Origin of the sequence: Streptomyces sp. SKN60, from assembly GCF_026236535.1 — a bacterium.
GTDB lineage: Bacteria > Actinomycetota > Actinomycetes > Streptomycetales > Streptomycetaceae > Streptomyces.
In genome coordinates, this window is the sequence record NZ_JAHTMW010000018.1 from 1 (window position 1) to 22,241 (window position 22,241).

A 22,241-nucleotide genomic window follows, 5' to 3' on the forward strand; every position below is an offset into this window, starting at 1 on the left:
CGGCCTCGGTCACGTTCTCACTGGTCATCGGTGCATCCTCCATGATCGGGAGTTACACCGAACGATTTACAGTCCCCTGTCGCGTTGGGGTGTGGCTGTCCTGCTCTTGCGTTGCAAGGACTGTTCCTTTCTCGGAAGCACCCGAAGGGCACAGAGCCTCAGGGCCTCCAGCCGCTCACCGCCAAGTAGTGGGCTGGGGGCCCTTTTTGGGCGCTCAGCCATGAGCGGGCGAGAGGCGCAGGCGATACAACCCCTTCCGGAAAGTCTCTTTGCTTCTTCGGTGTCGCCACCGTCACAGCCGTAGTCCTGCGGGGCGTCCCGCCCTATGAAATTGAACTCTAAGGCCTTTTGGCCTTCTGCTCGCCACAATCACACGCAGTGCACGGTGAATTCCTGTGAACATCACGCCCGATCGCGGTCAGCGGTGGTCTCCGTTCGCCTGAATGGCCATCACCCCTTTGAATGCAAGGCCGGAAGGGGAGGTTCATGGGGTACGGGGCTCGGAGGGGGCGACGTAGGTCGAAGCGTCGGCGCGGCGCTGTGCTGCGCCGATCGCGTTCGGCGTCCGCCTCGCAGGCCGCTCCGTCGTGACGCCGGAACGCCCGTGTGCGGGCGGGGGGCCATCCCCGCGGGTACCGGGAGCATAGGTGGAATCGACTCTGCCACGTGGGTACCCGGGCTTGGGCACGGGGCCTGGCGCCCGCAGGGCCTGCTCCTCGGTGGCCGGACGGACTGTGCGTACCGGGCCACGTCGTCCTGGCGCCGCTTCGCCTCCCCGAATTACCTCCTGCTGCTGGAGTCGAGCACCCGCATGTGTACGTCCTTCGCCTCCACCGCTCCGTGCACCGCCAGGTCGGCGAGACGAACGGCATCGTCACCCGTTCCAGTTCGTCCAGCGCACAAGGCAGACGGTGGAGCCCCGCACACCGACAGGTCCAACGCCTGTGCACGGTGCCCCACACAACGGCTGGCAAATCGTGTCGCCCAAGCAGGCGATGAAGCGGTGCGCAGGACCGCGATCGGGTCCTGTGCACCGACGTCACTCCCCGTCCACCGAACCGTTCCGTCGGGGGTGGGACTGGCTGGGGGCACGTTTCTCCTGAGTGCCGTGGGACGTTCGGCCCTGAGCCGCATCGCACCGGCCGTCGTGTTCGTGCCGGAGGACGGGAGAGTCGAGCCAGTAGGCGCCATGCAGGCCGGCCAGGGGTGCGGTGTAGCCGCGTCTGTTCATGATCGACACAACGACAGCGGGAACGGGCCGGAACGGCGAGCCACCCTGGCGGAGCGTGGCGGATAGGAACAGCGGCTGAAGGTCGTCGAAGAGGTCGGCCGCCGTCCGGACGGCCTGGGCTGCCGCGTCGGCCCAGGCAAGAACGATTATGGGTACGGCGCGGGAAAGCCCGGGACGGATGCCGCACAGGCCGAATCCCTCAGGAAGCTCCGAGGTGGCGGGTTCATCCGGGCACTGTCAGAGGTGCATGGTTGGGTGAGCGCGATCGGATCCTCGAATGAGGACTGACACGAGAAGGCGGAGTCATGGGGCGTGTGACGCTCGACCTGCCGGCACTCATGCAGTTGCGGGGCCCCTGGGCGGCGTTCGGGGCGGTGTGCGCGGCACGTGGGTGGGGGGTCGCATGTGCTGTGCCCGCGGGCCGGTCTGGCATTTCGACGACGGCGGCGAGAAGGGGCTGGACCTGCACCACCTCGGCGCCGGCCGAGCGGTCATCGTAAGCAACGACCATGAGTATGCGGGCATGTACCACTGCCCCGCGGCTGAGGAATTCGGCGAGAACGAGACCGACCGCCTCGCCGGGGCACCTGACTGGTGGCGATCTGTGGTGTCGCAGACGTTGGCAGCCGGGCAGTTCGTGGGCTTCGCCTACGGCTTCGACGGTCTGGTCGTCAGTGCCAGTTCTCGGCGTCGTACAGGTACAGCACCAACGCGTGTCCTTCCGAACGGGGTGCCGCGCGGGCCGGCTCGGTCGCGGCGGCGTAGTCGTAGGCGTCCTCGGCGACGGTCATGGCGGTCGGCGATCTCAGGACGCGGTATCCGCACACGCTGCGCTTCCAGTTGTCCAGGTACAGCGTCTCGCCGAACGGCTGCGCAACAGGGTCGACGCGAGGATCGCGGTACTGGAGCGGCCATTCGCGTACGAGATCACCGTGCCGGTGGACAGCCACCTTCTGAGCCCTCCGGAGGATCTTGTAGCCATCGGGATCCACCGGTACAGGTCAGGGGCATCGAACAGCGCCGGCTCGGTGAACGCCGACGAGGGCCGGTCCCCGCCGAAGACCAGGTACTGCGTCTCGGTCGCACGCCGTCGAAGGGGCCGATGCGGGCCGCCTCGGCCGGCGGGTAGAGCAAGTAGTCGATGCTGCGATCGTGACAGGCGCCCCGGCCGGCGAGGAGCCGTCCACGCGGAGCCCGCCGACGCGGCGTGGGCGGGGGTGGACGTCTCGGGGATGCCGTGGTGGCGCGCCTGGCGGAGCCGTTCCGCTGCGACGGGACGGCTTTGCCGCAGGCCTTCCGCACGTTCAGGATCCGGATCCTGACTGCTGTGCGTCCCAGCGCGCTCGGCTGGCTGCGATGCCGGCTCGGTGCTCCTCCGCCCAGTCGGCGAGTGACCGGAGCGGGACGGTCAGGGAGTGGCCTGTGGCGCTGAGCGCGTACTCGACGCGGGGAGGGCGCAGGTCGATGACGGTGCGGGTGATCAGCCCGTCGCGCTCGAGTCGTTGAAGGGTGAGCGTCAGCATGCGCTGGGAGATGCCGTCGATCGCTCGCTGCAGGGCTCGGAACCGATAGGGCTCACGGGCCAGCGCTGCCACGACCAGGATCGACCACTTGTCTCCGACTCGTTCGAGGACGTCCTTGAGTGAACAGTCCTCGGTGCGGAAGCGCGCGGGGACGGTTACGCCCGTGTGCCTATCGGTCATCGAAGTGCCTTCTGTCGCCGAGGATGCATGGTTACTACTTTCGTGCTGGTAATCAACCATAACCACGGAGGGACGTCATGAAGGCAGGCATTCTCGGCACCGGGCGCATGGGGCGGGCACTCGCTGAGCTCCTGCGGGCAGCCGGCCACGAGGTCGTCCTCGGATCCCGGACTCCGGACGACGCTCCCGTTCCGGCGATCGGGTCGGCCGAGGCCGTCGAGCGAAGCGACGTCGTCCTCGTCGCCCTTCCGCACGTAGCGATCGAGCCCAACATCGACCTGCTGAGCACCATCGCTCCGGGCACGATTGTCATCGACCTGGCCAACGCAGTCCGTGTCGTGGACGGACGGATCCGGTCGGCCCTCGACGAGCCTCACGGACGGTGGATGGCGGACCTCCTGTCGCACACGAAGGTGGCCCGCGCCTTCACCCACGTCCCTGACGAGTTGCTGGTGAGCCGTGCGACGCGCCAGCCGGACACCTGGGCTGTCGCCGTGGCGGCCGACGACGATGACGCACTCTCGATCGCCGGTGAACTGGTGCGCTCAGCCCGGTACCTACCAGTCCCCGTGGGCGATCTCGACCACTCGGCAGTCCTCGACCCCGGCGGTCCGCTGTTCGCGAACCTGTACCTGCCCGGGGACATGCAGGACCTGCTCAGCCGGAAGGACTCCTGGAAAGAGGCATCCGCCTGTCCCGCCATTCCCGGCGTGTGACACAGCGACTGCGTACGTGACAGCCCGGACATTCGATCCGATGGCGACGTGGCCGAAGGCGCGACCCGGTCGCTTCCCACCGCCCGGTCGCGTAGAGATGCGTCCGGGCGGTGGTTGGTGGCTGGTCAGGATGCGGGGCAGAGCGTCTTGCGCAGTCCGATGTTGATGTGCTTCCCGGCGTCATCGGTCAGCTTGTTTCCGTCGTACGAGAACTGCTGTGCGGCGGCGTGATCCGGGTTGGCCACACCGCTGTCGAGGGCGGCGCACTGCTTGCGAGCCGCGTCGACGGCCTTGTCCTCGTCGTGGACGAGACCGGCGTCGACGTCGAAGAGGGCTGCGAGGACGGCGTCCCGCTCGGCGCCGGTGGGCTCGGGCGGCAGGCCCGCGTCCTTGGTGGAGTCCTGCGCCGGGGTACTGCTGGGGGTCGGAGCACTCGAAGCCGCTGGCGCACTGCTCGTGGCGGCCCCGGTGGCCGGAGCGCTCGACGTCTCGGGCGCGGCGCTCACGGTGGTGCCGGCAGTGGCATCGGCCTTGCTGTCGCTGGTGTTGTCGTCGCAGCCGACGAGGGTAAGGGCGAGCGCGGCGACGACGGCGGCAGTGGTGATTCGGATACGCATGGTTCCTTCTGGTGGAGTGGTTCGGTAGGTGTATCGGGGCGGGGACGGCATCAAGCCGGCAACGGTGCTGTGGCATGCCCCGGACGGGTTGGCAGCGCCCCGTCGCCTCCGGCCGACGGCGATGCCGTATATCCAGGGCGAGGTCGGCGTCGGGAATGCGCTTCGTGATTCGGGTTGTCGGGCCCTGGAGGGAGACGGTCGGGGGATGTCCCGCTGCCCGGCCGTCGGCGCGTTGGGAGCCCGCTCGTCAGTGCGGGAACCGTTCGATGGGAGCCTCTCGTCGGGATGGATGGCGAACTCCGCCGCGCAGGTCGGCTGGCATGGACACGGCATAATGTCGCTGCTCAGCAGCGGGCTGCCCTTCGGCGTGCGCGGGCATGAGACGGCCGTGCCGGGTCCAATGCCCCTGTGGTGTGAGGTGAGTTGTGAGAGTGCGGATCGTCGTGGGATCTGGTGGACGCAGACGGGGGCCAGCCTGATGAACGCGGTCCTGGACACCTCGCTCGTGCCGCAGCAGGACCGGGAGGAGATCCTCCGCACGGCGTTGTGGGAGTCCTTCGTGCGCGTCGACATCGATCACCATCGGCCGGCCGGGGACATCTCCGCCCGCATGGGGATCAGCGCCGTCGGGTCGATCGGGATCTGCTCGGCGCAGTCGACCGCGGTCACGGTGCGCCGGACGGCTCGGCTCGCCCGCGGGGACGATGAACCGGTGATCTTCGTCGGTCTGCAGATGACCGGGACCAGCCTGGTGGAGCAGCACGGCCGCCAGTCCGTGCTGCGGCCGGGGAGCCTTGCGGTGTACGAGTCGATCGCGCCGTACACCCTGCATTTCGGCCAGGCCCTCGACCAGCACTTCCTGCGCATCCCCCGCTCGGTTCTCGCTCTGCCCGACCGGGCCCTGCGCGATGTCGCCGCGACCTCGCTCGGCTCCGACAACCCCCTCTCCCGCCTTGCCTTCACGTACTTCTCCGAGCTGGCGGTCAGCCAGGACCTGCGGGACGGCGTGTTCTCCGAAGCGATCGTCCAGCCGAGCATCGAGCTCCTGCGCGCGGTCGTGACCTCGCAGCTCGGTGCCTCCCATCTGCATCGGGCGGCGATGGAGAATTCGCTCGGTCTGCGGATCACCCAGTACATACGCCGCCATCTGCCCGATCCGACTCTGTCCGCCGCACGGATCGCCGCCGCGCACGGCATCTCGGTCCGGCATCTCTACACGGTGCTGGCCCAGTCGGGGATCAGCCTCGGTGACTGGGTCCGCTCCCAGCGCCTGGCAGAGTGCAGAAAAGAGCTGGCCGGCCCGGGCGGGCGAACCCGGACCATCGCGGGCATCGCCCGGAGCTGGGGCTTCATGGACCCCACCCACTTCAGCAAGGTGTTCAAGCAGACGTACGGGATCACGCCGCGGGCCTGGCGGGAACAACACCACCCCGCACCGTCGCGGCGCAGGGGCACGGCTCGGGACGCGCGGTCGACGGACGGGTCCTTATGCGGTGGTCACCGGTCGATCCGTGTCCGGCCCCTCCCCCGCGGGGGCCGGACACGGTGTGGGCTCACACCGCGAATGCGGCGCACGCGTCGCGGCTGACCCAGCGGTGCGAACCGATCGAGTTGTTGACGGTGCCGAACCTCGGATCTTCGAACCAGTAGTCGTCCCGGAGGTCGGAGGCGTATCCCTCGGATCGCAGCAGGCAGATTTGGTGGTTGTAGTCGAAGGTGCCGAAGGCTCCGGGGAAGAACTGCACCTCCGAGTAGTTGCCCTTGTTGAGGATCGAACTTGCCTTGTAGGCGTCGTCGGTCTGGAACTTGCCGGAGCTGTCATTCCAGTTGAGGTCGTTGTCGCTGGCCGACCCGAGGACGGTTCCGTCGCAGTTGACGCCGTCGTAGGCTGCCATGTAGCCGCTGGCGATGCCCGCGTAGTTGTCGGAGCACGTGCCGGCGGTGGCGGCGGAAGCGCTGGGCGAGGTTCCGAATATCGCGACGGCCGACAGGGCCGTCGCGGCGGCGACGAACGAGATTCTGCGCATGCTGAACTCCAGATTTCGGTAAGGGGCGTGTGCTCACCGGCGCGGACGTATGCCGGCCGGGGTCTGGATCAGGACAGGACTTCCCGGGCCTGCCGCAGGGCGAACAGGCGCATCTTGCGGTAGTCGTCCCACTGCTTGGGGTAGGGCTTCGCGGCCTGGGCCCGGTATCCCTCCTCCAGGGAGCGGGCGGTTTCGGCCAGTGAGGACTGCTTGGCGCAGGTCGCCTCGGTGACCGCGAGCTTCTTGTCGAAGGCGTCGGCCTTTGCGACCGGCATGTCCTGGATGGCGGTCTGCCGCGCCTCGCGGAGCTTCTCGGGAGTGTCGAACGGGCGCCCTGCCGCCTTCATGCAGCGCGCCCACCGCCCGAGCGCCGTGGTGAACCGCTTGTCCCTGCGCAGGTCCTGGGAGTAGAGGGGGAGGAGATTCTCCACGGTCCGGCTGGACTTGTACCAGGTTTCGGCGTCTCCGTAGAGCTTGCCGCGCGCCTCGTTGGTGCAGCCGCCACGCGGGTAGCTCAGGGTGCCGTGGCCACCGGGCACCTTCACCTCCATCCGGTCATCGGGGTCACCTTCGAATGCTTTGCTGTAGGCGATGCGGGCCGGCCGGTCGAGCTTGTTCTGGAAAAGGATGGTCGGGTGGGAAGAGCGGATCTTCGCACCCAGGTCGTCGAAGACACGGCCGTAGCCGTACTTCGCCGCCCAGCGGACGTCGTCGATGACGAAGGAGCCGTTCTTGCGCTCGTCGACACTCGGAACCGGGAACTCCCAGTACGGGAGGTGCCGGCCGTCCATGCACTGCTTGATGAGCTTCTGCTCCGCACGCTCGATCTCGATCGCCTCCGGCAAGGTGAGATCCCGTACCTCCGTGTCGGAGACGCTCTCCCACGCCGGCGGCCCGTCGGCGCAGCCGGTCGCGCTGCAGAGGGTCGCCATCAGCAGCAGGGTCGCGGATGCCTTTCGCCGCATAGAGGTCGCGCCTTTCGATGGTTCCGGGGGGCGGGCACGATCACCTGCGGTGAGCTCGCAGCTCCAGGTCATGCGCGCCGAGAAGTGCGCTGCCGGCCGGGATGGCGGTGCGCCGCACACCGCGAGAGTAGAAGCCGAAACGGGCCCGGACTTGGCCATGCGTGCACAGAACTTGGTGCATCGTGCGAGCCGTCGCCGCTCTGCGCGGCCCGGGCCCTGTCCGTGCGCATCGAGCAGCGCTCCGCCGCCGCGTCTTCCCCGTTGAGTGCTCCGGCCAGGACTCCACGGACGGGTGGTTTCCCCAGGTCGGGGCTTGATCGTTTCTTGATGGGGAAGCCACTGCCGGTACTTGGGCGGAGTGAGCCCCTGTCACCGAGATGAGGGAGATGCCGAGTGGACTGGTCGTTGTCCCGTCCCGCGATCGTGTGCCGTGTGTGCACGGGCAGGAAGACCGACGTCGTCGCGGTTGAGGGACGCCAAGTCCTGAGGTGTCGGCACTGCAGGAGGACCTGGCGGCCCTACGACACGGCTCCTTCGCCCGCCCCGGACTACCGCACCGCCTACAGGATCGCCCCGCCGGAACGCGACGAGGACGAGACGCTTTCGGCGCTGGAGACAGCGGCAGCGAAGCCGGTGGGGCAGCGTCACCCGGACCCGGCAGCCCGCCGTCTCCTTCTGCTGCGCCGGGCCGCACTCGCCGACCGCCGCGCCTACGCCACCGAACTGGAGCATCTGCGCGGAGGTGCGACAGTCGCACAGGCCGCGTACGCCCAGGAACACGCCGACGCAGCCGCAGAAACGTTACGCGCCTTCGACGTGAACACCGACAACGTCTACGCCGCTGGCGTCATCCGGGCGGAACATCCGATCTGGGACGACGAACCCGACGCCGGCCGGGCCTACGTCCGGCAGGAATACGCGGAGTGGACCCGCGCCGAGCGCGCCCGGCCCTCAACAAGCTGACAGTGCTACGCCGACGCTTCCCGTGCGGCCCTTCCATGTACGCATGTCCTGGGTCTGCCTGCCTGTGGCGACTACCTGAGGGGCTGCCGGATTGGGTTTGACCCTGGTCGAGCGTGAACCGCTGTTATTGGGCGACGCCGTCGCGGGGAAGCGACCAGGGCCGCGGACCGGCTGCACGGACTGCCGGCCCAGCCTGGGCCGCTCGGTACCGGGCGCGTTCGGCCGGCGGAGACCGGCGACCGGGCGGGTCGAGGAACTCCTGGAGGCCCGCCGGTGTTTCAGAGTTCCTGCGCCGCGGTGTGCAGCAGCAGGTCGCGCAGTGCCATGGCGGTGTCCGGCGGCTCAGCGGCGGTGAGGACGAGCTGGTCGGCGGTGGTCGAAGGGCCGGCCAAAGGGATGACGCGCAGGCCAGGTGGCTGGTGGTCGAGTGCGGATTCGACGGTGATGCCGATGCCCGTTCCCGCGGCGACGTGAGCGGCGATGTCACGCACGCTGTCGGCGGTCTGGATGATGCGCAGGTCGGCTCCGCTGATGTGGAAGGCGGACAGAAGACGGTCGCAAAGACCGCTGTTGATCTGGTGGGGCCAGGTGAGCAGGCCGGTGGTGGACAGCTCGGACGCGCTCAGCTCAGCGTGTCCGGCGAGAGGGTGGGTCATCGGCACGAGAGCCATGAACCTCTCTGTGGAGAGCACTCTTGCGCGCACGCCGGTGACATCGCCGGTCGCCCAGCCGATGCCCAGCCCGATGGCGTCCGAGCGCAGGGCGGTGAGCTGGGCTGTCGTTGGCATGGCCTGCGGCACGATCGTCACGTCGGGGAACCGGACGCGCAGTTGCGGCAGGCAACGCAACAGCAGCTGGTGGTCGGTGTATTGGGCATGAGCGACGACGAGGGTCCTGCGGCTGCCGATGCCGGCCGCCAGGGAGCGGCCGCGCTGCTGGAATCGGCGCAGTTGGGCCAGAGCGGCGTGCGCGTCGGGCAGGAGTGCCTCGCCCAGATCGGTCAGCGCCACGCGGCGGCTGGTGCGGTGGAACAACCGCCCGCCCAGGCTGTTCTCCAAGCGCTTGATCGCCTCGCTGACCGTGGGCTGCCCCCGGTGCAGGCGTGTGGCGGCACGGCCGAAGTGGAGCTCCTCCGCGACCGCCACGAATGCTTCCAGTTCCATCCTGTCCACGGGACGAGGCTAGCGCGATCGATCGGTTCAACCGATCGCTGTGGGCCGAAGTTCGGCGTTGATCGCGCGCCGGGTGCGGGTTGTGATGGCTGGGCGAGCAGGGATCTCCCGACCACCGGACATAGTGAAGAGAGAGACATGACTGTCAATGACGCTGTTTTCGAGAACGACGCTGTTGTCGAGAACGATGTGCCCACGGCAACGGTGACCGTGGTCTATCACTCGGTGCACGGGCACACCCGGGTCCTGGCCGAGCACCTTGCCGACGGAGCGCGGCTGGTGCCGGGTGCACAGGTGCATCTCGTCGAAATCCTGCCCGGGGATGTCATCGCGGGCCGTTGGCACGATGCGGACGTTCTGGAACTGCTCGATCGTTCCGACGCGATCGTCCTCGGCTGTCCGACGCTGATGGGCAGCGTGTCGGCAGTGTTCAAGGCCTTCATGGAAGCGGCGTTCACGCCGTTCGTGACGCAGTCGTGGAAGGACAAGCTGGCCGGCGGGTTCACCATGTCCGCCTCGCAGAGCGGCGACAAACTGGCGGTTCTGGAGCAACTGGCCGTCTTCGGCGCGCAGCTGGGCATGCAGTGGATCGGCGTGGGTGACATGCCGGGCAACAACTGGAGCGGTGGCACACGCGACGATGTGAACCGGCTGGGTTCATGGCTGGGTCTGATGAGCCAGAGCCATGCCGACCTGGGTCCGGAGCAGGCTGGATCGCGCGGCGACCTGATCACCGCGAAGCGGTATGGCGAGCGAATCGCCAGGCTTACCCAGCGCTGGGTCAACGCCGTGCCGTACGAAACGGACCGCATGACCGAACACGAAGCCCGCGCCTTGTCGGCCTCCCTCAGGAACACGGACGACATGCCGGCGCCGCTGACGTCCACGCCATAGCGGAACCGACATGTCGCCATCCCCGGGGGGCCTGTCAAACTCGAGAGGCTCTTCCAGATCTTCGTAGGCGTTGATCGTCCGTGACCGTGCGTCAGTTGAGCAGGATGACGTGACGCAGGAGGCGGTGGCGGCGCGGCCGTACATCAGGCGCTGGAGGAGCTTGATCTTCGTGTTGGTGCCCGCAGTGCGGCCGTTGTGGTGGCGCAGAGCGAGGGAGGCATCGACGGCGGCGCGGTCGCGCTCCAGACCGTTCGCGAAGGAGTGCAGAAAAGGGAAGGCCAGCTCTGCGGGTCCGGGCAATCCAGGCAGGCCAGCGTCTTCGCATGGGCGGCGATTCGGTCGAGCGAGGCCGTCCGCTTCTCGGCGCTGCCCTCGCGCGGGATGAGCAGGTCGGCCAAGGCATGTATCTGGCCGGCCATCTCGGGGCAGGGGTGGGCGAGCTGGTCGCGCAGAGTGTGCTGGTCCTCGTCGAGGCGGTCGGGGTGGCAGGTGAGCAGACCGGTGACCTCGCGGGGTGAAAGGGCAGCGTGGTCGGCCTCGACGCGGCCCTGGTTGATTTAGCAGACCAGGAGGTCGGCACTGCCGGCGTAGCCCTGCTGCCGACGCCCTGGTCGAGGAGGCCATGGACCTGCTGCCAGTTCCCAGGTGGTGGCGGCGCGCTTGCCCTCGCGCAGGGGGGGGCGAACCTACTCCAGCACGAGGCGTGCGCGCCGACCTCTTTCAGTGCTGTTTCGGCCAGGCCATGCCAGAGGTGCCAGCAGTCGCCAACCTGCACGATCGTCGGGTCGGCCTCGGTGGTGGCCTGGACGAAGGCGCCCGAGCCGTCGCAGCACGCCGCGCGGACGCCGGGATGCTCGCGCAGCCAGGCGGTCACGGTGGTCGCCTTCCGGTCGGGCAGGCGATCACGCCGGGTGCGGCTGCCGACGGAGCCGCTCGTGGCAGCGGCCGACGTCGGCACCGAAGAGGGTGCGCTTGGCCTCGTCGCCATGGTCGAGGTATCGGCGGGCCCTCGCCTCGAAGTCCGGCGTCGACCTTCCGCCCACAAGGCCCGCCGAGCAGGAGCGGCTGCTGCTCGGCGGGCGGGATTGCGCCGCACCGGCCGTTCGACTCGACGACCGGGACGGGGAAGGGTGCGAGGTTCCGACCACCGATTCCCTCATCACTCGGACCGCGTACGACTGGGTGAACCCAGCGCACCGCTTGGCGGTGCCCCAGGGGGCGCCATGATCACGACTCCCCACGATGCTTGATGTTGTCAATTGTTTACTTAAGCACCTCAAGCATTTACTTGACCATCTCAAGCATTGGGGCCTACCTTCGTCATATTACTTTAGGACATCAAACATCTACGAGCTGAAGCACCGAGAAGGTCCCCACCCATGAGTCACGAGATCACCCCGCCCACCACCGATCCCCGGCGCGAGACGCTCGTCGTCTTCGCGCTGAGCCTTGCCGCCATGGTCGTGTCGATGATGCAGACCCTGCCGGTCCCGATCCTCGGCCTCATCCGTGCCGACCTCGGCACCTCGGCCGCGAACGTGAGCTGGGTGACCACCGCCACCCTGCTCTCCGCCGCCGTCTTCACTCCGCTGCTCGGCCGCTTCGGCGACCAGCACGGCAAGAAGCCCACGCTGGTAGCCGTCCTCGGCGTCATGGTCGCGGGCTCCGTCATCGCCGCCCTGGCGACCTCGCTCCCCCTGCTGATCCTCGGCCGCGTCCTCCAGGGCGCCGCCACCGCGATCTTCCCGCTGGCCCTGTCCGTGCTGCGCGAGGAGGTCCGCCCGCAGAAGCTGCCCGGCGCGATGTCCCTGGTCAGCGGCACCCTGGCCTTCGGTAGCGGCCTCGCGCTCGTCGCCACCGGCCTGCTCACCTCCGGCACCGACGCCGACTACCGCAGCGCCTTCTGGATGGCCACCGGCTTCGCCGCGATCGCCCTGCTCGCGGTCGTGTTCCTGGTCCCCGCGACCCGCCACAAGACCGGCGGACGCACGGACTTCCTCGGCGCCCTCACCCTCGGCTCCACCCTGCTGCTGCTCCTGCTGCCGATTTCGCAGGGCCACGAGTGGGGCTGGACCTCCGGCCGCGTCCTCGGCAGCTTCGCAGCCGCGGCCGTCATGACCGCCGTCTGGGTCCTCACCGAGCTCAAGGTCCGCGATCCCCTCGTCGACATGCGGATGTTCGTGCACCGGCCGGTACTCATGGCCAACCTGGCCGGCCTGCTTGTTGGCTTCGGCATGTTCGCGAACTTCCTGGGCGTCTCGTACCTCGTCCAGATGCCCGAGGCCCTCACCGGCTACGGCTTCGGCGCGTCCATCCTGCGCGCCTCCGTCGAGTTCCTGCTGCCCGGTGCGATCGTCTCCCTGCTCGCCTCGCCGATCGGCGGCCGGCTCGTCCGCCACCGCGGCCCGCGCACGGCGCTGGCCCTGGCCGCCGTCCTCGGCGCCGTGGGCTTCGGCTGGCTCACCCTCGACCACGGCCACACCGCCTCGGTGATCGGCGCGGGCGTGATCGTCGGCGCGGCCGTCAGCTTCGGTTACGCGGCGATGCCCGCCGTCATCATGTCGAGCGTCCCGCACCACCAGAGCGGCATCGCCAACGGCATCAACTCCATCTCGCGCTCCACCGGCAGCGCGATCGGCAGCGCCGTGGTCACCACGATCCTGGCCTCGCAGACGATCGAGCACCTGCCCGCAGGCGTCCCTGCCCTGCCCGCGGAGTCCGGCTTCACCCTCACCTTCTGGATCGGCGCCGCCGCCTTCGCGCTCGTCGCGGTCATCGCCCGCCTCGGCCTGCCGGCCGGCCAGGCGCCCCGTACCCAGCGGGTGAGCGCACCGGCCGCCGCGAAGGAAGCCGAGAAGGCGACGGCAGCCGCGGCATGACCAGAGGGGCGGGCCCGCCGGACGACGGGCCCGCCCCTCTTCCGTACCGCCGTCAGGTCATACGCGGTCGGCTGCGATCTGGACGTACGGGAAGGAGCGGTCCTTGTACGACTCGATGAACGCCTCCTCGATACCGGTGACCAGCGAAGACAGCCAGCGTCAGCCGGGGAGCGATGTTGGTGTGGAGGTCCTGGGACAGCCGCTGGGGCTCACGCCGCCGGGCACGGCCGGCCGTGGTTGACGGACCAGAAGACGAGCAGGGAGATGTGGTTGCCGTTGGCCCATCTCGACTCTTCGTCCAGGTCGGCGGCCTGGTCGTCTCCTGCCCGCCGGAGAGGCCTCTCATGCCGGAGATGCCGACATGGGCGTACGCAGTGGTGTCGCTCCAGCCGAAGGCCGACTTCAGTTTGTCCTTCACTCCGTTCACCGCGTTGACGGTGTTGCCGTACGACGGTCAGCAGCACGACTCCGTCAGGGCCAAAGCCAGCCCCAGGCTCCTGCCTCCGGCTCCAGCGATTGAACAAGGAGAGCCCAGGGCTCACAGCCCACGGGGAGGGCCGTCGACCACTCGGGTCCCTTCACTTTCCCGCCGTGCTGGACACGAAGAAGGTCCTGGCGGCAGCGCAGCGGAGGCGTATGAGCCTTGGCCGACCTGGGAGACTTCCTCATTCCCGAGGTGTCGGACGAGATCCCTGTCGTGGCGCTCGGCGCCGGCGTTCATATGATCCCTGACAGGACGGGGCTCGTAGCGCAGTGGTCGTCGCGCCTTCACCGCATGTAGGAGGACACCGGTTCAAATCCGGTCAGCCCCGTCCTGCCTCTGCCACAACAGCTGTCCTGGCACCATCCCCACAGGTGCGGGGAGCAGAAGCCGGCGGTGACGGAGGCGGAGCACTGGCGGGGCCTCCAAGGGAGAGGTGCTGGTGATGGCGCGTCGGTCGAAGGTGGAGTTGTACGCCGGCATCCGACGCGATCACCGGGCCGGTCCCTCGATGCGGGCCGTGGAGGGCACGTACGGCGTGACCTGTCGGACGGTATGCAAGGCGGTGAACGCGGCTTGGCCGGAGCCGCACAGGAAGCCGCCCCGCCGACTTGATCGGCTGCAGCGTCAGGGGTTTTCTCGTCACTCCACAGCGCGGCGATGAGTTTGTGGCTCCCGGAGGGTCCAAGCTCGTGACACCCCAGGAAAGGACAACGCCATGTCAGAGCTTCTCGTCGACTTCATCACCTCCCTCGACGGCTACGCATCGGGACAGGGATGGCCCGGGTTCTGGGGACTCGAGGGCCCGGAGTACCTCGCATGGCTCGGCGAGCAGCCCAAGGCCACCTACCTGATGGGAGCGAACACCTACCGCCTGATGTCGGGCTTCGCCGCAGGCGAAGTCCCCAATGGCCAAGACGAGTTCAGGCCCGAGGAAGAGGCGTCCGTCGACGAGCTCACGCAAGCCTCCAAGGTGGTCTTCTCCTCCTCACTCAAGGAGCCACTGACGTGGGCCAACTCCACGCTCGTCCGGGACGACGCCGTCGAAGCGGTCCGCGCCATGAAGTCGAGTGGCTCGGGACTCCTCAGCACGATCGGCAGCCTCAGCCTGTGCCGGTCCCTGCTACGGGCCGGACTCGTCGACCGCTTCCGGGTCGTGATGTTCCCGGTGATCACCGGGGCAACGGGCGAAGAACGCATCTACGACGGCTATCCGGACGTTGCCCTCGAGATGATCGAGCACCGCACCTTCGACGGCCGCATCCAGCTGGTCGAGTACAAGCCCCACGTGCTCGAGCACCCGCCGCTCGGCGTCCCTGCGTGACGTCGCCCCGTCGGCGCCGGTCTGGACAGCCGCCAGACCGGCGCCGACGGGCACGAAGCAATACCTAATAGGGGCGAACGGCCAACGTCAGGACGCCGAGGATCCAGGGCAGGGTGAGGCCGGCGATGACGGCATCGCGGTCACGGTCGGTGCCCGCGGCGAGGGTGTGAAGGCTGGGCAGGTCGTCTTGCCGGACTGCGTCCAGCCAGTCCAGCAGGTGTTCGCCCGGCGCTCGGTAGCTTCGAGCAGTGGCGGGAGGGCGCCCGTCCTCTCGAGGCATACGCGTCGCCAGTGCGAGTCGGCCGGGGCCTGCGCCGCCGACAGACACGGGAGCGGGGGCGGGTCGGGCGCTCCTCGGCGAGATCGCCCGCCGGACCCAGACGCCGGCCTGACCTTCCCTCGCCCTCGTCCCGCAGGACGGCGACAACACGGCCGGGGGGCAAGCCTTCTTCCACGCGTGCGGACTCAGGCTCGACGGACCCGACAGGCCAGGAGCAGCCTTGGGCTGCCCCGTGCCGGAAATCCTCGCGGCGAAAGACACGACCAGCGCCGGACACAAGTGAGCCCCCCGGATGCAACTCGGGGAGCGAAGAACCCCCAACGGAACCCCCGCGCGAACGGGGAGGAACCGTAATCGCAGACGCGTATGCCACGACAACCGGGGCATCCCCGCCCGAGCGGGAAGCAAGGCGAGCAGGGCCGTCGCGGAACCATCACGCCTCGGCGGGAGCAAGACGCACCACCCCAAGGGGTCCCCGCGGTGAGTACCTCACAACCACACAACACCCCCGCCCACCAGGCCAAACTGGCCTTATCGATCAGCAGTGACGTCTCGTGTCGATCGGTTTGGGAGTCGCTCGAATTCTTGTCAGGGCAGCATCGGAATGCTCCTGGTGAAAGGTGCGGGTCATGCCCGGATGTCGAAGGTCGAGCTGTACGCGGCGATCCGGCGTGACCACCGTGGCGGCATGTCGATGCGCGAGCTTGAGGACAGACATGGCGTGAGGTGGTGGACGGCGCGGACGGCGTTGAACTCGGCCTGACCGGAGCGATTCAGCGGAATGCGTCGGCGTTCGATGTAGCCCACTGCCAGAACGGTCGGGCTGAGGTTCCGGTGATCTGTGAAACCGTGTCGCGAACCGTCAGCAGTTCGTCGTTGATGTCTGCGCCCGTGACATCGAGCACCGCGTCCGCGGCCTCGGCCCCGAAGGCCGCGGCCATCTGTGCACGAGCCTGTTGGCGGGTGATCTCAGCGAAGGGGATCTGGCGCCCCAGTGCTGCCGCGATGGCCTCGACCTGCTGTCGGGGGGCACTGGCTCGGGACTGGTCAGGGCGTAGGTGCGTCCGTGGTGGCCGGGCTCGGTCAGTGCCACCTGTGCCACTGACGCGATGTCCGCGGGGTGGATGGTTGGCAGCGCGGTATCGGCGTACGGCGCGCGGACGGTCCCGTGCCCACGGACGGCGGACGCCCACATCAAGGTGTTCGAGGCGAACTGCGTCGGCCGCAGGATCGTCCAGGCCATGCCGCTTGCCTTGAGCAGTTCTTCCACCGCCAGGTTCTCGCCGGCAGGGCCGAGGTGGGGGTGGGTCTGCACGGTGATGGACGACACCAGCACGACGAGTTCCACGCCCGCCTGCCGGGCACCATCGAGGATGTCAGCGTCTGAGCCCAGACGCGGCACAAGAATGAGCGAGCGCACGCCTGCCAGCGCAGGCTTCAACAACGCAGGCTCCGACAAGTCGCCCTCCACGGCTTCGACCCCTGCCGGGAAGCCGGCCCGTGCGGCGTCACGGGTGATCCCTCTGAGCTGACCGACACCGCGTGTGTGCAGCTCCTTCAGCAGGGCACTGCCTATGTTTCCGGTGGCTCCGGTCACGAGGATCATGAGCGTGAGTCCCGTCGTCAGATGATCAAGCAGGCGACACGCTGAAACCTCGATCACGCTTCAGGTCCAGCAGACACCTGCCCACACTTCTGCTGGGCACGTTCGTACGTTCGCCGACATCGCTCCATCGACATCCGTGCCTCGGATGATCGCCCACTGCCTCCGGAGCCAGTCGACAAACGCTGCTCCTAAATGATCGGTGAAGCCACCAAACAGCCCACGAGCCACAGCCCCTCAAGCGGCTATCCCGGTTACCGGCCCACTCACCGCGAACAGCGGCGCAGCGGGTACAACCCCGCCAACGAGTCGTACTCCGCCGCAGGACCATCCCCGCGAGTGCGGGGAGCAGACGACGTCCGCTCCTCTTCGAGAGCACGCAGGGGCATCCCAGCGGGCGCGGGGAGCAGAGACCCAGGGTTCGACCGACCGTGCCGACCGGTCCGAGAAAAGCGCAGTCACACGGGGGTGAACAACCCAGGAAGATTCGCCTCCCCGGCACGCGAGCGGGCCCCCAATCGATCTGAGGGCCCGCGCGGTCTCTACCTCCGCCTGCTGTTCACGCCTGTCGCAGTGCGGAGCGGCCCGCGAAGCGCGCCGAGTCGCCCAGCTCTTCCTCGATCCGTATCAGTTGGTTGTACTTCGCGGTGCGGTCCGAGCGGGAGAGCGAGCCGGTCTTGATCTGACCGCAGCCGGTCGCCACGGCCAGGTCCGCGATGGTGGTGTCCTCGGTCTCGCCCGAGCGGTGCGACATGACGGCCGTCCAGCCCGCCTGGTGGGCCGTGGCCACCGTGGCCAGCGCCTCGGTCAGGGTGCCGATCTGATTGACCTTGACCAGGACCGAGTTGCCGACGCCGGTGCGGATGCCCTCGCGCAGCAGCGTCTCGTTGGTGCAGAACACGTCGTCGCCGGTGAGCTGGCAGCGGTCGCCGACGCGGGCGGTCAGCTCGCGCCAGCCGTCCAGATCGTCCTCCGCCATCGGGTCCTCGATAGAGACGATCGGGTAGGCGTCGATGAGCTTGGCCAGGTAGTCGGCGTTCTCGGAGGGGGTACGGCGCACCCCCTCGCCCGCGTAGTCGTACACCCCGTCGCGGAAGAACTCCGACGACGCCGGGTCCATGATCAGGCCGATGTCCGTGCCGGGGCGGTAGCCGGTGCGCTCGATGGCGGCCATCACGAAGTCGAGCGCCTCCTCGGCGGTACGCATCGCGGGCGCGAAACCGCCCTCGTCGCCCACGCCCGTGGAGTGCCCGGCGGCCAGCAGGTCGCGGCGCAGGGTGTGGAAGACCTCGCTGCCCATGCGGACGGCTTCGGCGAAGGTGTCCGCGCCCACGGGCGCGATCATGAACTCCTGGAAGTCGAGCGGATTGTCGGCGTGGGCGCCACCGTTGACGATGTTCATCATCGGCAGCGGCAGGAGGTGCGCGTCGGCGCCGCCGAGGTATCGGTAGAGGGGCTGCCGGTGGGCCGCCGCCGCGGCCTTGGCGGTGGCGAGCGAGACGCCGAGGATCGCGTTGGCGCCGAGCCGGGACTTCGTGGCCGTGCCGTCGAGGGCGACGAGCGCGGCGTCGAGACCCGCCTGGTCCGCCGCGTCCCGGCCACGCACGGACGCCGCGATCTCCCCGTTGACGTGGGCCACCGCGCGGTCGACGCCCTTGCCGTGCCAGCGCGCGGAGTCTCCGTCGCGCAGTTCCACGGCCTCCCGGGCACCGGTGGAGGCGCCGGAGGGGACGGCCGCGCGCCCCAGGGACCCGTCCACCAGGACGACGTCGACCTCGACCGTGGGATTGCCCCGGCTGTCGATGATCCGGCGGGCGGTGACGGATGCGATGCCGGTGTCGACGACGCCGGCTTCCTTTGCAGACATGGGTGTTCCTCCCCGTTGTCGTGTGGCGTGGCTCCGCTGCGACAACGCTGGCGCTGAGCCCCGCAATCCAAACCCTACAGCAATGCTGTGCAGTTTTGCTGTACAGCATTGCTGTACAGGTCAGCTGCACGACCTGGCTGACCAGCGGGGTAAAGTGCCCTATGCCCACCCCGGAAGCCGCCGCCATCGCCGCCGAACTGCGCACCGCCATGGGTAAGCTCACTCGCCGCGTCAAACACGAGGACCGCATCCCGCTGGGCCAGGCCGCCGTACTCGGGGCCCTCGACCGGAATGGCGCCATGACCACCAGCGACCTCGCCGCCGATCAGCGCGTACGGCCCCAGTCGATGGCCCGGTCCGTGGGGCTCCTCATGGACCAGGACCTGATCACGCGCCGGGCGCACCCCACGGACGGCCGCAAGTCGCTGGTCGAGCTGACGGACGCGGGCCGGGCCGCGCTCGAAGCGGAACGGGGCCGCAGGGCCGGCTGGCTCGCGCAGGCCATCGAGGCCGAACTCACGGATGAGGAGCGGGCGTTGCTGGCACGGAGCACCGCCCTGCTGGAGCGGCTCGCCACCCGCTAGCGCCCCTCGCCCCACCGGCCGAAAGGCCAAGCACTTCAGTACGAGGACTTCCGGGCGGCACGCCCAGAGCACGCACCACGGGACACAGCCGCTCGGCGGCGGGCGCTCCTTCAAGGGCGAACGCTGCCAGCCGAGGCACTAGCACGGTGGTGAGAACGCAACGGCGTGGTGAGCGCCATGGTGAGTGACCACACCAACTCCTCGACACTCACCATACCCCGCGCCAGCAGAAGGGGCGGCCCTGGTGAGCACAGTGGTAAACACCCGCAGACATGAGCAGCCGGCGGGCGGAGGCACTCGCCTGACTGCTCAGCGGCCATTCCCGTGAGTGTCGGGGGCAGCCGATGCGAGCGTTGGCAAGCTTGCGGTTGAGGAGGCATACCCGCAAGCGGGAGTAGCGGAGGGCACGTCTGCTCCGGGCTGAAGCATGGCCGGGGTCATCCCTGCGGGCTCGGGGAGCAGGGGATCGCCTTGGCTACGGCCTCCTGGGTCAAGGGACCATCCCCGCTGGCCTGGATCCTAGCGCCGATCCAGGCTGCCGCGAAGCCGACCACGATAGGAAGGAGCGCGAGTTTGAGCGTCTGGTGCTCCTTGAGAAGATCAATCACGCATCGATCTTCCCCTGCAGCACGCCCCCCCGTTAAGGGCCAGCAACCCCGGCGGCCCGGGTGCTCAGCTTGTCATTTGACATCGTTTCTTATGGCTGCGGTGCGGAGTGGACGGCTTCAGGGAAGCCCAGCTCGTCAAGCAGCGCGTCGAACAGCTCCTCCACGAAGGCCTCCTGTGCTCGTAGCAGTTCCTCGATCCGAGACCGCTGCGCCGCGGCCTGGACACCAGCCGCTGAAGCCCACACGAGAGCGCCTTCGGCGTCGGCCGACACCTCCGCATCGAGCTCTGCACGCTTGTGTCCGATGGCTTCTTCGAACTCCGGGGTGGCCATCCACAGGCTCACGTCGTCTACGTCCTCCGGTTCCTCGACGAGGAGAGCGGCGGCGTTGTCCAGGTTGAGCCATGCTTGCCAGCGGTGCCCGTCGGCGTCCAGGCCGGTCACGAGGGCGATGCTGCTGTCGGAGACGTCGGCGACGCAGGCTGGCGCTCCGGTCCATTCGACCAAGGTGGACAGGTACTCGTCCTCCCAGAGGCCTTGTTCCAACTGCAGGCTCTGCCAGCCGCCCAGTCGCGGCTGCCACTCGTGCATGTCGTCCCTCAGCCCTGAACCGGTGCTGTTGAACATGGGTGCTTCCAGCAATGGGCGCTTGCTGCGCGCAAAGACCAAATGACCCGAAAAGCCCATCGAACCTCCTCGTCGAATATCAGCGCACCCTACGAGCTGCCACTGACATCACCGGTGCCAGCCGACTGCTGCTCCTGACCGACCGGCTCACCGGATCAACCGGCGGTAGCCGATGAGGACTGCGGCTACGCCGACGAAGGCGAGGAAGTGTTCGGCTTTGCGTTCGTAGCGGCGGTGGAGCCTCCGACAGCCGGCCAGCCAGGACATGGCTCTCGACCACCCACCGATGCCGGCCCAGCCGCTGCGAGGACTCGACGCCCCTGCGGGCGATGCGGTGGCGGATACCGCGCTCGCGGAGCCATCGGCGCAGATGGTCGTAGTCATAGCCCTTGTCCGCATGCAGCTTCGCCGGCCTCCGACGCCGGGGACCACGGCCGGATCGGATCGGTGGGATGCCGCGCACGAGCGGCTCCAGGCCCAGACTGTCGGGCAGGTTCGCACCGGAGATGCCCAGCGACAGCGGCAGTCCGTTCCGGTCACAGATCAGATGAATCTTTGATCCCGAATTGCCGCGGTCGGTCGGATTCGGTCCCGTCAGCGGCCCCCTTTTGCAGCCCGCAGGCTGACGGAGTCGATCGCGCATCGCGACCAGTCCAGCTCGCCCCGTGCTCCGAGTTCGTCAAGGAACACACGGTAGAGCCTCGCCCAGACCCGGTCCCGGCTCCACTGAGCGAACCGGCGGTAGACCGTGGGCCAGGCCGGGCCGAACACCGGCGGAAGCTGTCGCCAGGTGCAGCCCGACGTCGCCACGAAGATGATCGCCGCCAGAGCCTCACGGTCACCTGCCCGACGCCGGCCACCGCCCTGCGGACGTGTATCACTTCCGTCGGCGGCACCACCCGCCTGAACAGCACCCACAATTCGTCCGGCACCAGCCGCTCAACGAGAGCCGTCATGCACGGATCAACGAACGATCACGCCATAAGAAACGACGTCTTACTGCTATGGCGGCGTTGGGCTGCCTTCTCGTGGGTGACGAGTTCATCCGGCGTGCCGAGAAAGGTGGGACCGCACCCGGTCGGCAGGCGTTCCACGACCATGGCAACGGCTTGGGCGGCTGTCTCCGCAGGCCCCACGGCCTGCGAACGGAGAGGTCCCGAGACCCAGTAACCGCTGTCGGCTGCGGGCCGGATGTAGGGGATGTCGCACGTCCACGGGAACAGCTGCCGCAGGCTCGGTTCAGCGTAGTCGAGGTCCAGCAATTCCGGACGCACGCGCCCGTCAGCACGGACCGCTCACCAACCCGCTTCAACCCAGTCCTCGTTCGATGGATTCGTTGCCATCATCGAACCATCATCCACGCTGCGCCTTCGGCGTCACGAGGTGGGAGCCGCTTGCTCGTCGACGCTTGGTGCCCTTCTGGTGGAGGGCCGGTCGGGCGTACGGCTCGCCAGTGGTGAGGACCTGTCCACCTCGTAGCGGGCAGCTGGGCGCTGGTTCTTCGAGCCAGCGCCCCGGTACGGGCCGGAGCGCGGGGGTGAGCTTGTTCGGTTCCGCCGGTCGCTCCCAGGGCCGGCGGACGTCGGCGACGAGTGGCCGGGCGAGGCGGAGCTGGGTGTGGAAGGAGATCACGACCCAGGTCCAGCGGTCGGCCGCATCGGAGTCACGCAGGCTGGCGACCACCGGCCGGGTTGGCCGGCG

18 protein-coding genes, 1 tRNA gene and 3 pseudogenes are annotated in these 22,241 nt (G+C 68.5%); 9 read left to right on the plus strand and 13 right to left on the minus strand.

All coding sequences use genetic code 11. The features are described 5' to 3' along the window. Positions 1-1,902: 1,902 nt before the first annotated feature. Together KV205_RS26675 and KV205_RS26680 are read right to left on the minus strand one after the other, a co-directional pair. On the minus strand, positions 1,903-2,181 hold the full coding sequence (locus tag KV205_RS26675; protein WP_265867174.1) for a hypothetical protein: 279 nt from the start codon (positions 2,179-2,181) through the stop codon (positions 1,903-1,905). 354 nt (positions 2,182-2,535) lie between these two features. Continuing rightward, positions 2,536-2,934, minus strand: coding sequence for a helix-turn-helix domain-containing protein (locus KV205_RS26680; protein WP_265867175.1), 399 nt, complete (start codon positions 2,932-2,934; stop codon positions 2,536-2,538). Between the two features lie 77 nt (positions 2,935-3,011). On the opposite strand from KV205_RS26680, the gene KV205_RS26685 reads away from it, so the two are divergent. Next, positions 3,012-3,650 carry an NADPH-dependent F420 reductase gene (locus KV205_RS26685; RefSeq protein ID WP_265867176.1) on the plus strand — a complete coding sequence of 213 codons (639 nt, stop codon included), beginning with the start codon at positions 3,012-3,014 and terminating at the stop codon, positions 3,648-3,650. Positions 3,651-3,775: 125 nt separating this feature from the next. Here KV205_RS26685 and KV205_RS26690 read toward each other — a convergent pair whose 3' ends face one another. Beyond that, the gene (locus KV205_RS26690; RefSeq protein ID WP_265867177.1) at positions 3,776-4,267 is read right to left on the minus strand and encodes a hypothetical protein; all 492 of its coding nucleotides are present in this window, start codon (positions 4,265-4,267) and stop codon (positions 3,776-3,778) included. 478 nt (positions 4,268-4,745) lie between these two features. On the opposite strand from KV205_RS26690, the gene KV205_RS26695 reads away from it, so the two are divergent. Further along, a complete protein-coding gene (locus KV205_RS26695; RefSeq protein ID WP_265867178.1) occupies positions 4,746-5,855 on the plus strand; it encodes a helix-turn-helix domain-containing protein in 1,110 nt (369 codons plus the stop codon). On the opposite strand, the gene KV205_RS26700 is transcribed toward KV205_RS26695, so the two are convergent. Beyond that, a complete protein-coding gene (locus KV205_RS26700) occupies positions 5,821-6,294 on the minus strand; it encodes a hypothetical protein (RefSeq protein ID WP_265867179.1) in 474 nt (157 codons plus the stop codon). The two genes, KV205_RS26695 and KV205_RS26700, sit on opposite strands and share 35 nt — an antisense overlap. Positions 6,295-6,362: 68 nt before the next feature. Further along, positions 6,363-7,259, minus strand: a complete 897-nt coding sequence (locus KV205_RS26705; protein WP_265867180.1) for a hypothetical protein — start codon at positions 7,257-7,259, stop codon at positions 6,363-6,365. Positions 7,260-7,892: 633 nt separating this feature from the next. Between KV205_RS26705 and KV205_RS26710 the strand changes: the two genes are divergently transcribed. Continuing rightward, positions 7,893-8,222: a hypothetical protein gene (locus KV205_RS26710; protein WP_265867181.1), complete on the plus strand. Its 330-nt coding sequence runs from the start codon at positions 7,893-7,895 to the stop codon at positions 8,220-8,222. A 278-nt stretch (positions 8,223-8,500) separates the two neighbouring features. Here KV205_RS26710 and KV205_RS26715 read toward each other — a convergent pair whose 3' ends face one another. Next, entirely contained in the window at positions 8,501-9,385 is an 885-nt protein-coding gene (locus tag KV205_RS26715) for a LysR family transcriptional regulator (RefSeq protein ID WP_265867304.1), read from the minus strand. A gap of 147 nt (positions 9,386-9,532) precedes the next feature. On the opposite strand from KV205_RS26715, the gene KV205_RS26720 reads away from it, so the two are divergent. The 3 genes from KV205_RS26720 to KV205_RS26730 all read left to right on the plus strand — a co-directional run bounded on the left by KV205_RS26720 (position 9,533) and on the right by KV205_RS26730 (position 13,167). Further along, on the plus strand, positions 9,533-10,288 hold the full coding sequence (locus tag KV205_RS26720; RefSeq protein WP_265867182.1) for a flavodoxin family protein: 756 nt from the start codon (positions 9,533-9,535) through the stop codon (positions 10,286-10,288). A 323-nt stretch (positions 10,289-10,611) separates the two neighbouring features. Next, on the plus strand, positions 10,612-10,806 hold the full coding sequence (locus tag KV205_RS26725; protein ID WP_265867183.1) for a hypothetical protein: 195 nt from the start codon (positions 10,612-10,614) through the stop codon (positions 10,804-10,806). 861 nt (positions 10,807-11,667) lie between these two features. After that, entirely contained in the window at positions 11,668-13,167 is a 1,500-nt protein-coding gene (locus KV205_RS26730; protein ID WP_265867184.1) for an MFS transporter, read from the plus strand. Positions 13,168-13,224: 57 nt separating this feature from the next. Here KV205_RS26730 and KV205_RS26735 read toward each other — a convergent pair. Beyond that, a pseudogene (locus tag KV205_RS26735) lies at positions 13,225-13,326 on the minus strand (SAM-dependent methyltransferase); the annotation flags it as partial. A gap of 579 nt (positions 13,327-13,905) precedes the next feature. Here KV205_RS26735 and KV205_RS26745 point away from each other — a divergent pair. Both KV205_RS26745 and KV205_RS26750 read left to right on the plus strand, forming a co-directional pair. Continuing rightward, a tRNA-Ala gene (locus KV205_RS26745) sits at positions 13,906-13,979 on the plus strand. A 387-nt stretch (positions 13,980-14,366) separates the two neighbouring features. After that, on the plus strand, positions 14,367-14,972 hold the full coding sequence (locus KV205_RS26750) for a dihydrofolate reductase family protein (RefSeq protein WP_265867185.1): 606 nt from the start codon (positions 14,367-14,369) through the stop codon (positions 14,970-14,972). A gap of 907 nt (positions 14,973-15,879) precedes the next feature. Here the strand turns inward: KV205_RS26750 and KV205_RS26755 are convergent. From KV205_RS26755 to eno, 3 genes and pseudogenes are all read right to left on the minus strand, one after another. Continuing rightward, positions 15,880-16,059, minus strand: a complete 180-nt coding sequence (locus tag KV205_RS26755) for a hypothetical protein (RefSeq protein WP_265867317.1) — start codon at positions 16,057-16,059, stop codon at positions 15,880-15,882. After that, positions 16,026-16,858, minus strand: a pseudogene (locus tag KV205_RS26760) (SDR family oxidoreductase). The gene KV205_RS26755 and the pseudogene KV205_RS26760 overlap by 34 nt, the downstream one beginning before the upstream one ends. Before the next feature lie 556 nt (positions 16,859-17,414). Further along, positions 17,415-18,722 (minus strand): phosphopyruvate hydratase, encoded by a 1,308-nt coding sequence (gene eno, locus KV205_RS26765; protein WP_265867186.1) that lies wholly within the window; start codon positions 18,720-18,722, stop codon positions 17,415-17,417. Between the two features lie 161 nt (positions 18,723-18,883). On the opposite strand from eno, the gene KV205_RS26770 reads away from it, so the two are divergent. After that, on the plus strand, positions 18,884-19,306 hold the full coding sequence (locus KV205_RS26770; protein WP_265867187.1) for a MarR family winged helix-turn-helix transcriptional regulator: 423 nt from the start codon (positions 18,884-18,886) through the stop codon (positions 19,304-19,306). Positions 19,307-20,003: 697 nt separating this feature from the next. Here the strand turns inward: KV205_RS26770 and KV205_RS26775 are convergent. The 3 genes and pseudogenes from KV205_RS26775 to KV205_RS36570 all read right to left on the minus strand — a co-directional run bounded on the left by KV205_RS26775 (position 20,004) and on the right by KV205_RS36570 (position 21,814). Continuing rightward, positions 20,004-20,540 (minus strand): hypothetical protein, encoded by a 537-nt coding sequence (locus tag KV205_RS26775; protein WP_265867188.1) that lies wholly within the window; start codon positions 20,538-20,540, stop codon positions 20,004-20,006. A gap of 147 nt (positions 20,541-20,687) precedes the next feature. Then, positions 20,688-21,496: pseudogene (locus KV205_RS26780) on the minus strand (IS5 family transposase). Between the two features lie 18 nt (positions 21,497-21,514). Next, entirely contained in the window at positions 21,515-21,814 is a 300-nt protein-coding gene (locus KV205_RS36570) for a DUF6193 family natural product biosynthesis protein (RefSeq protein WP_374214729.1), read from the minus strand. Positions 21,815-22,241: the final 427 nt, after the last annotated feature.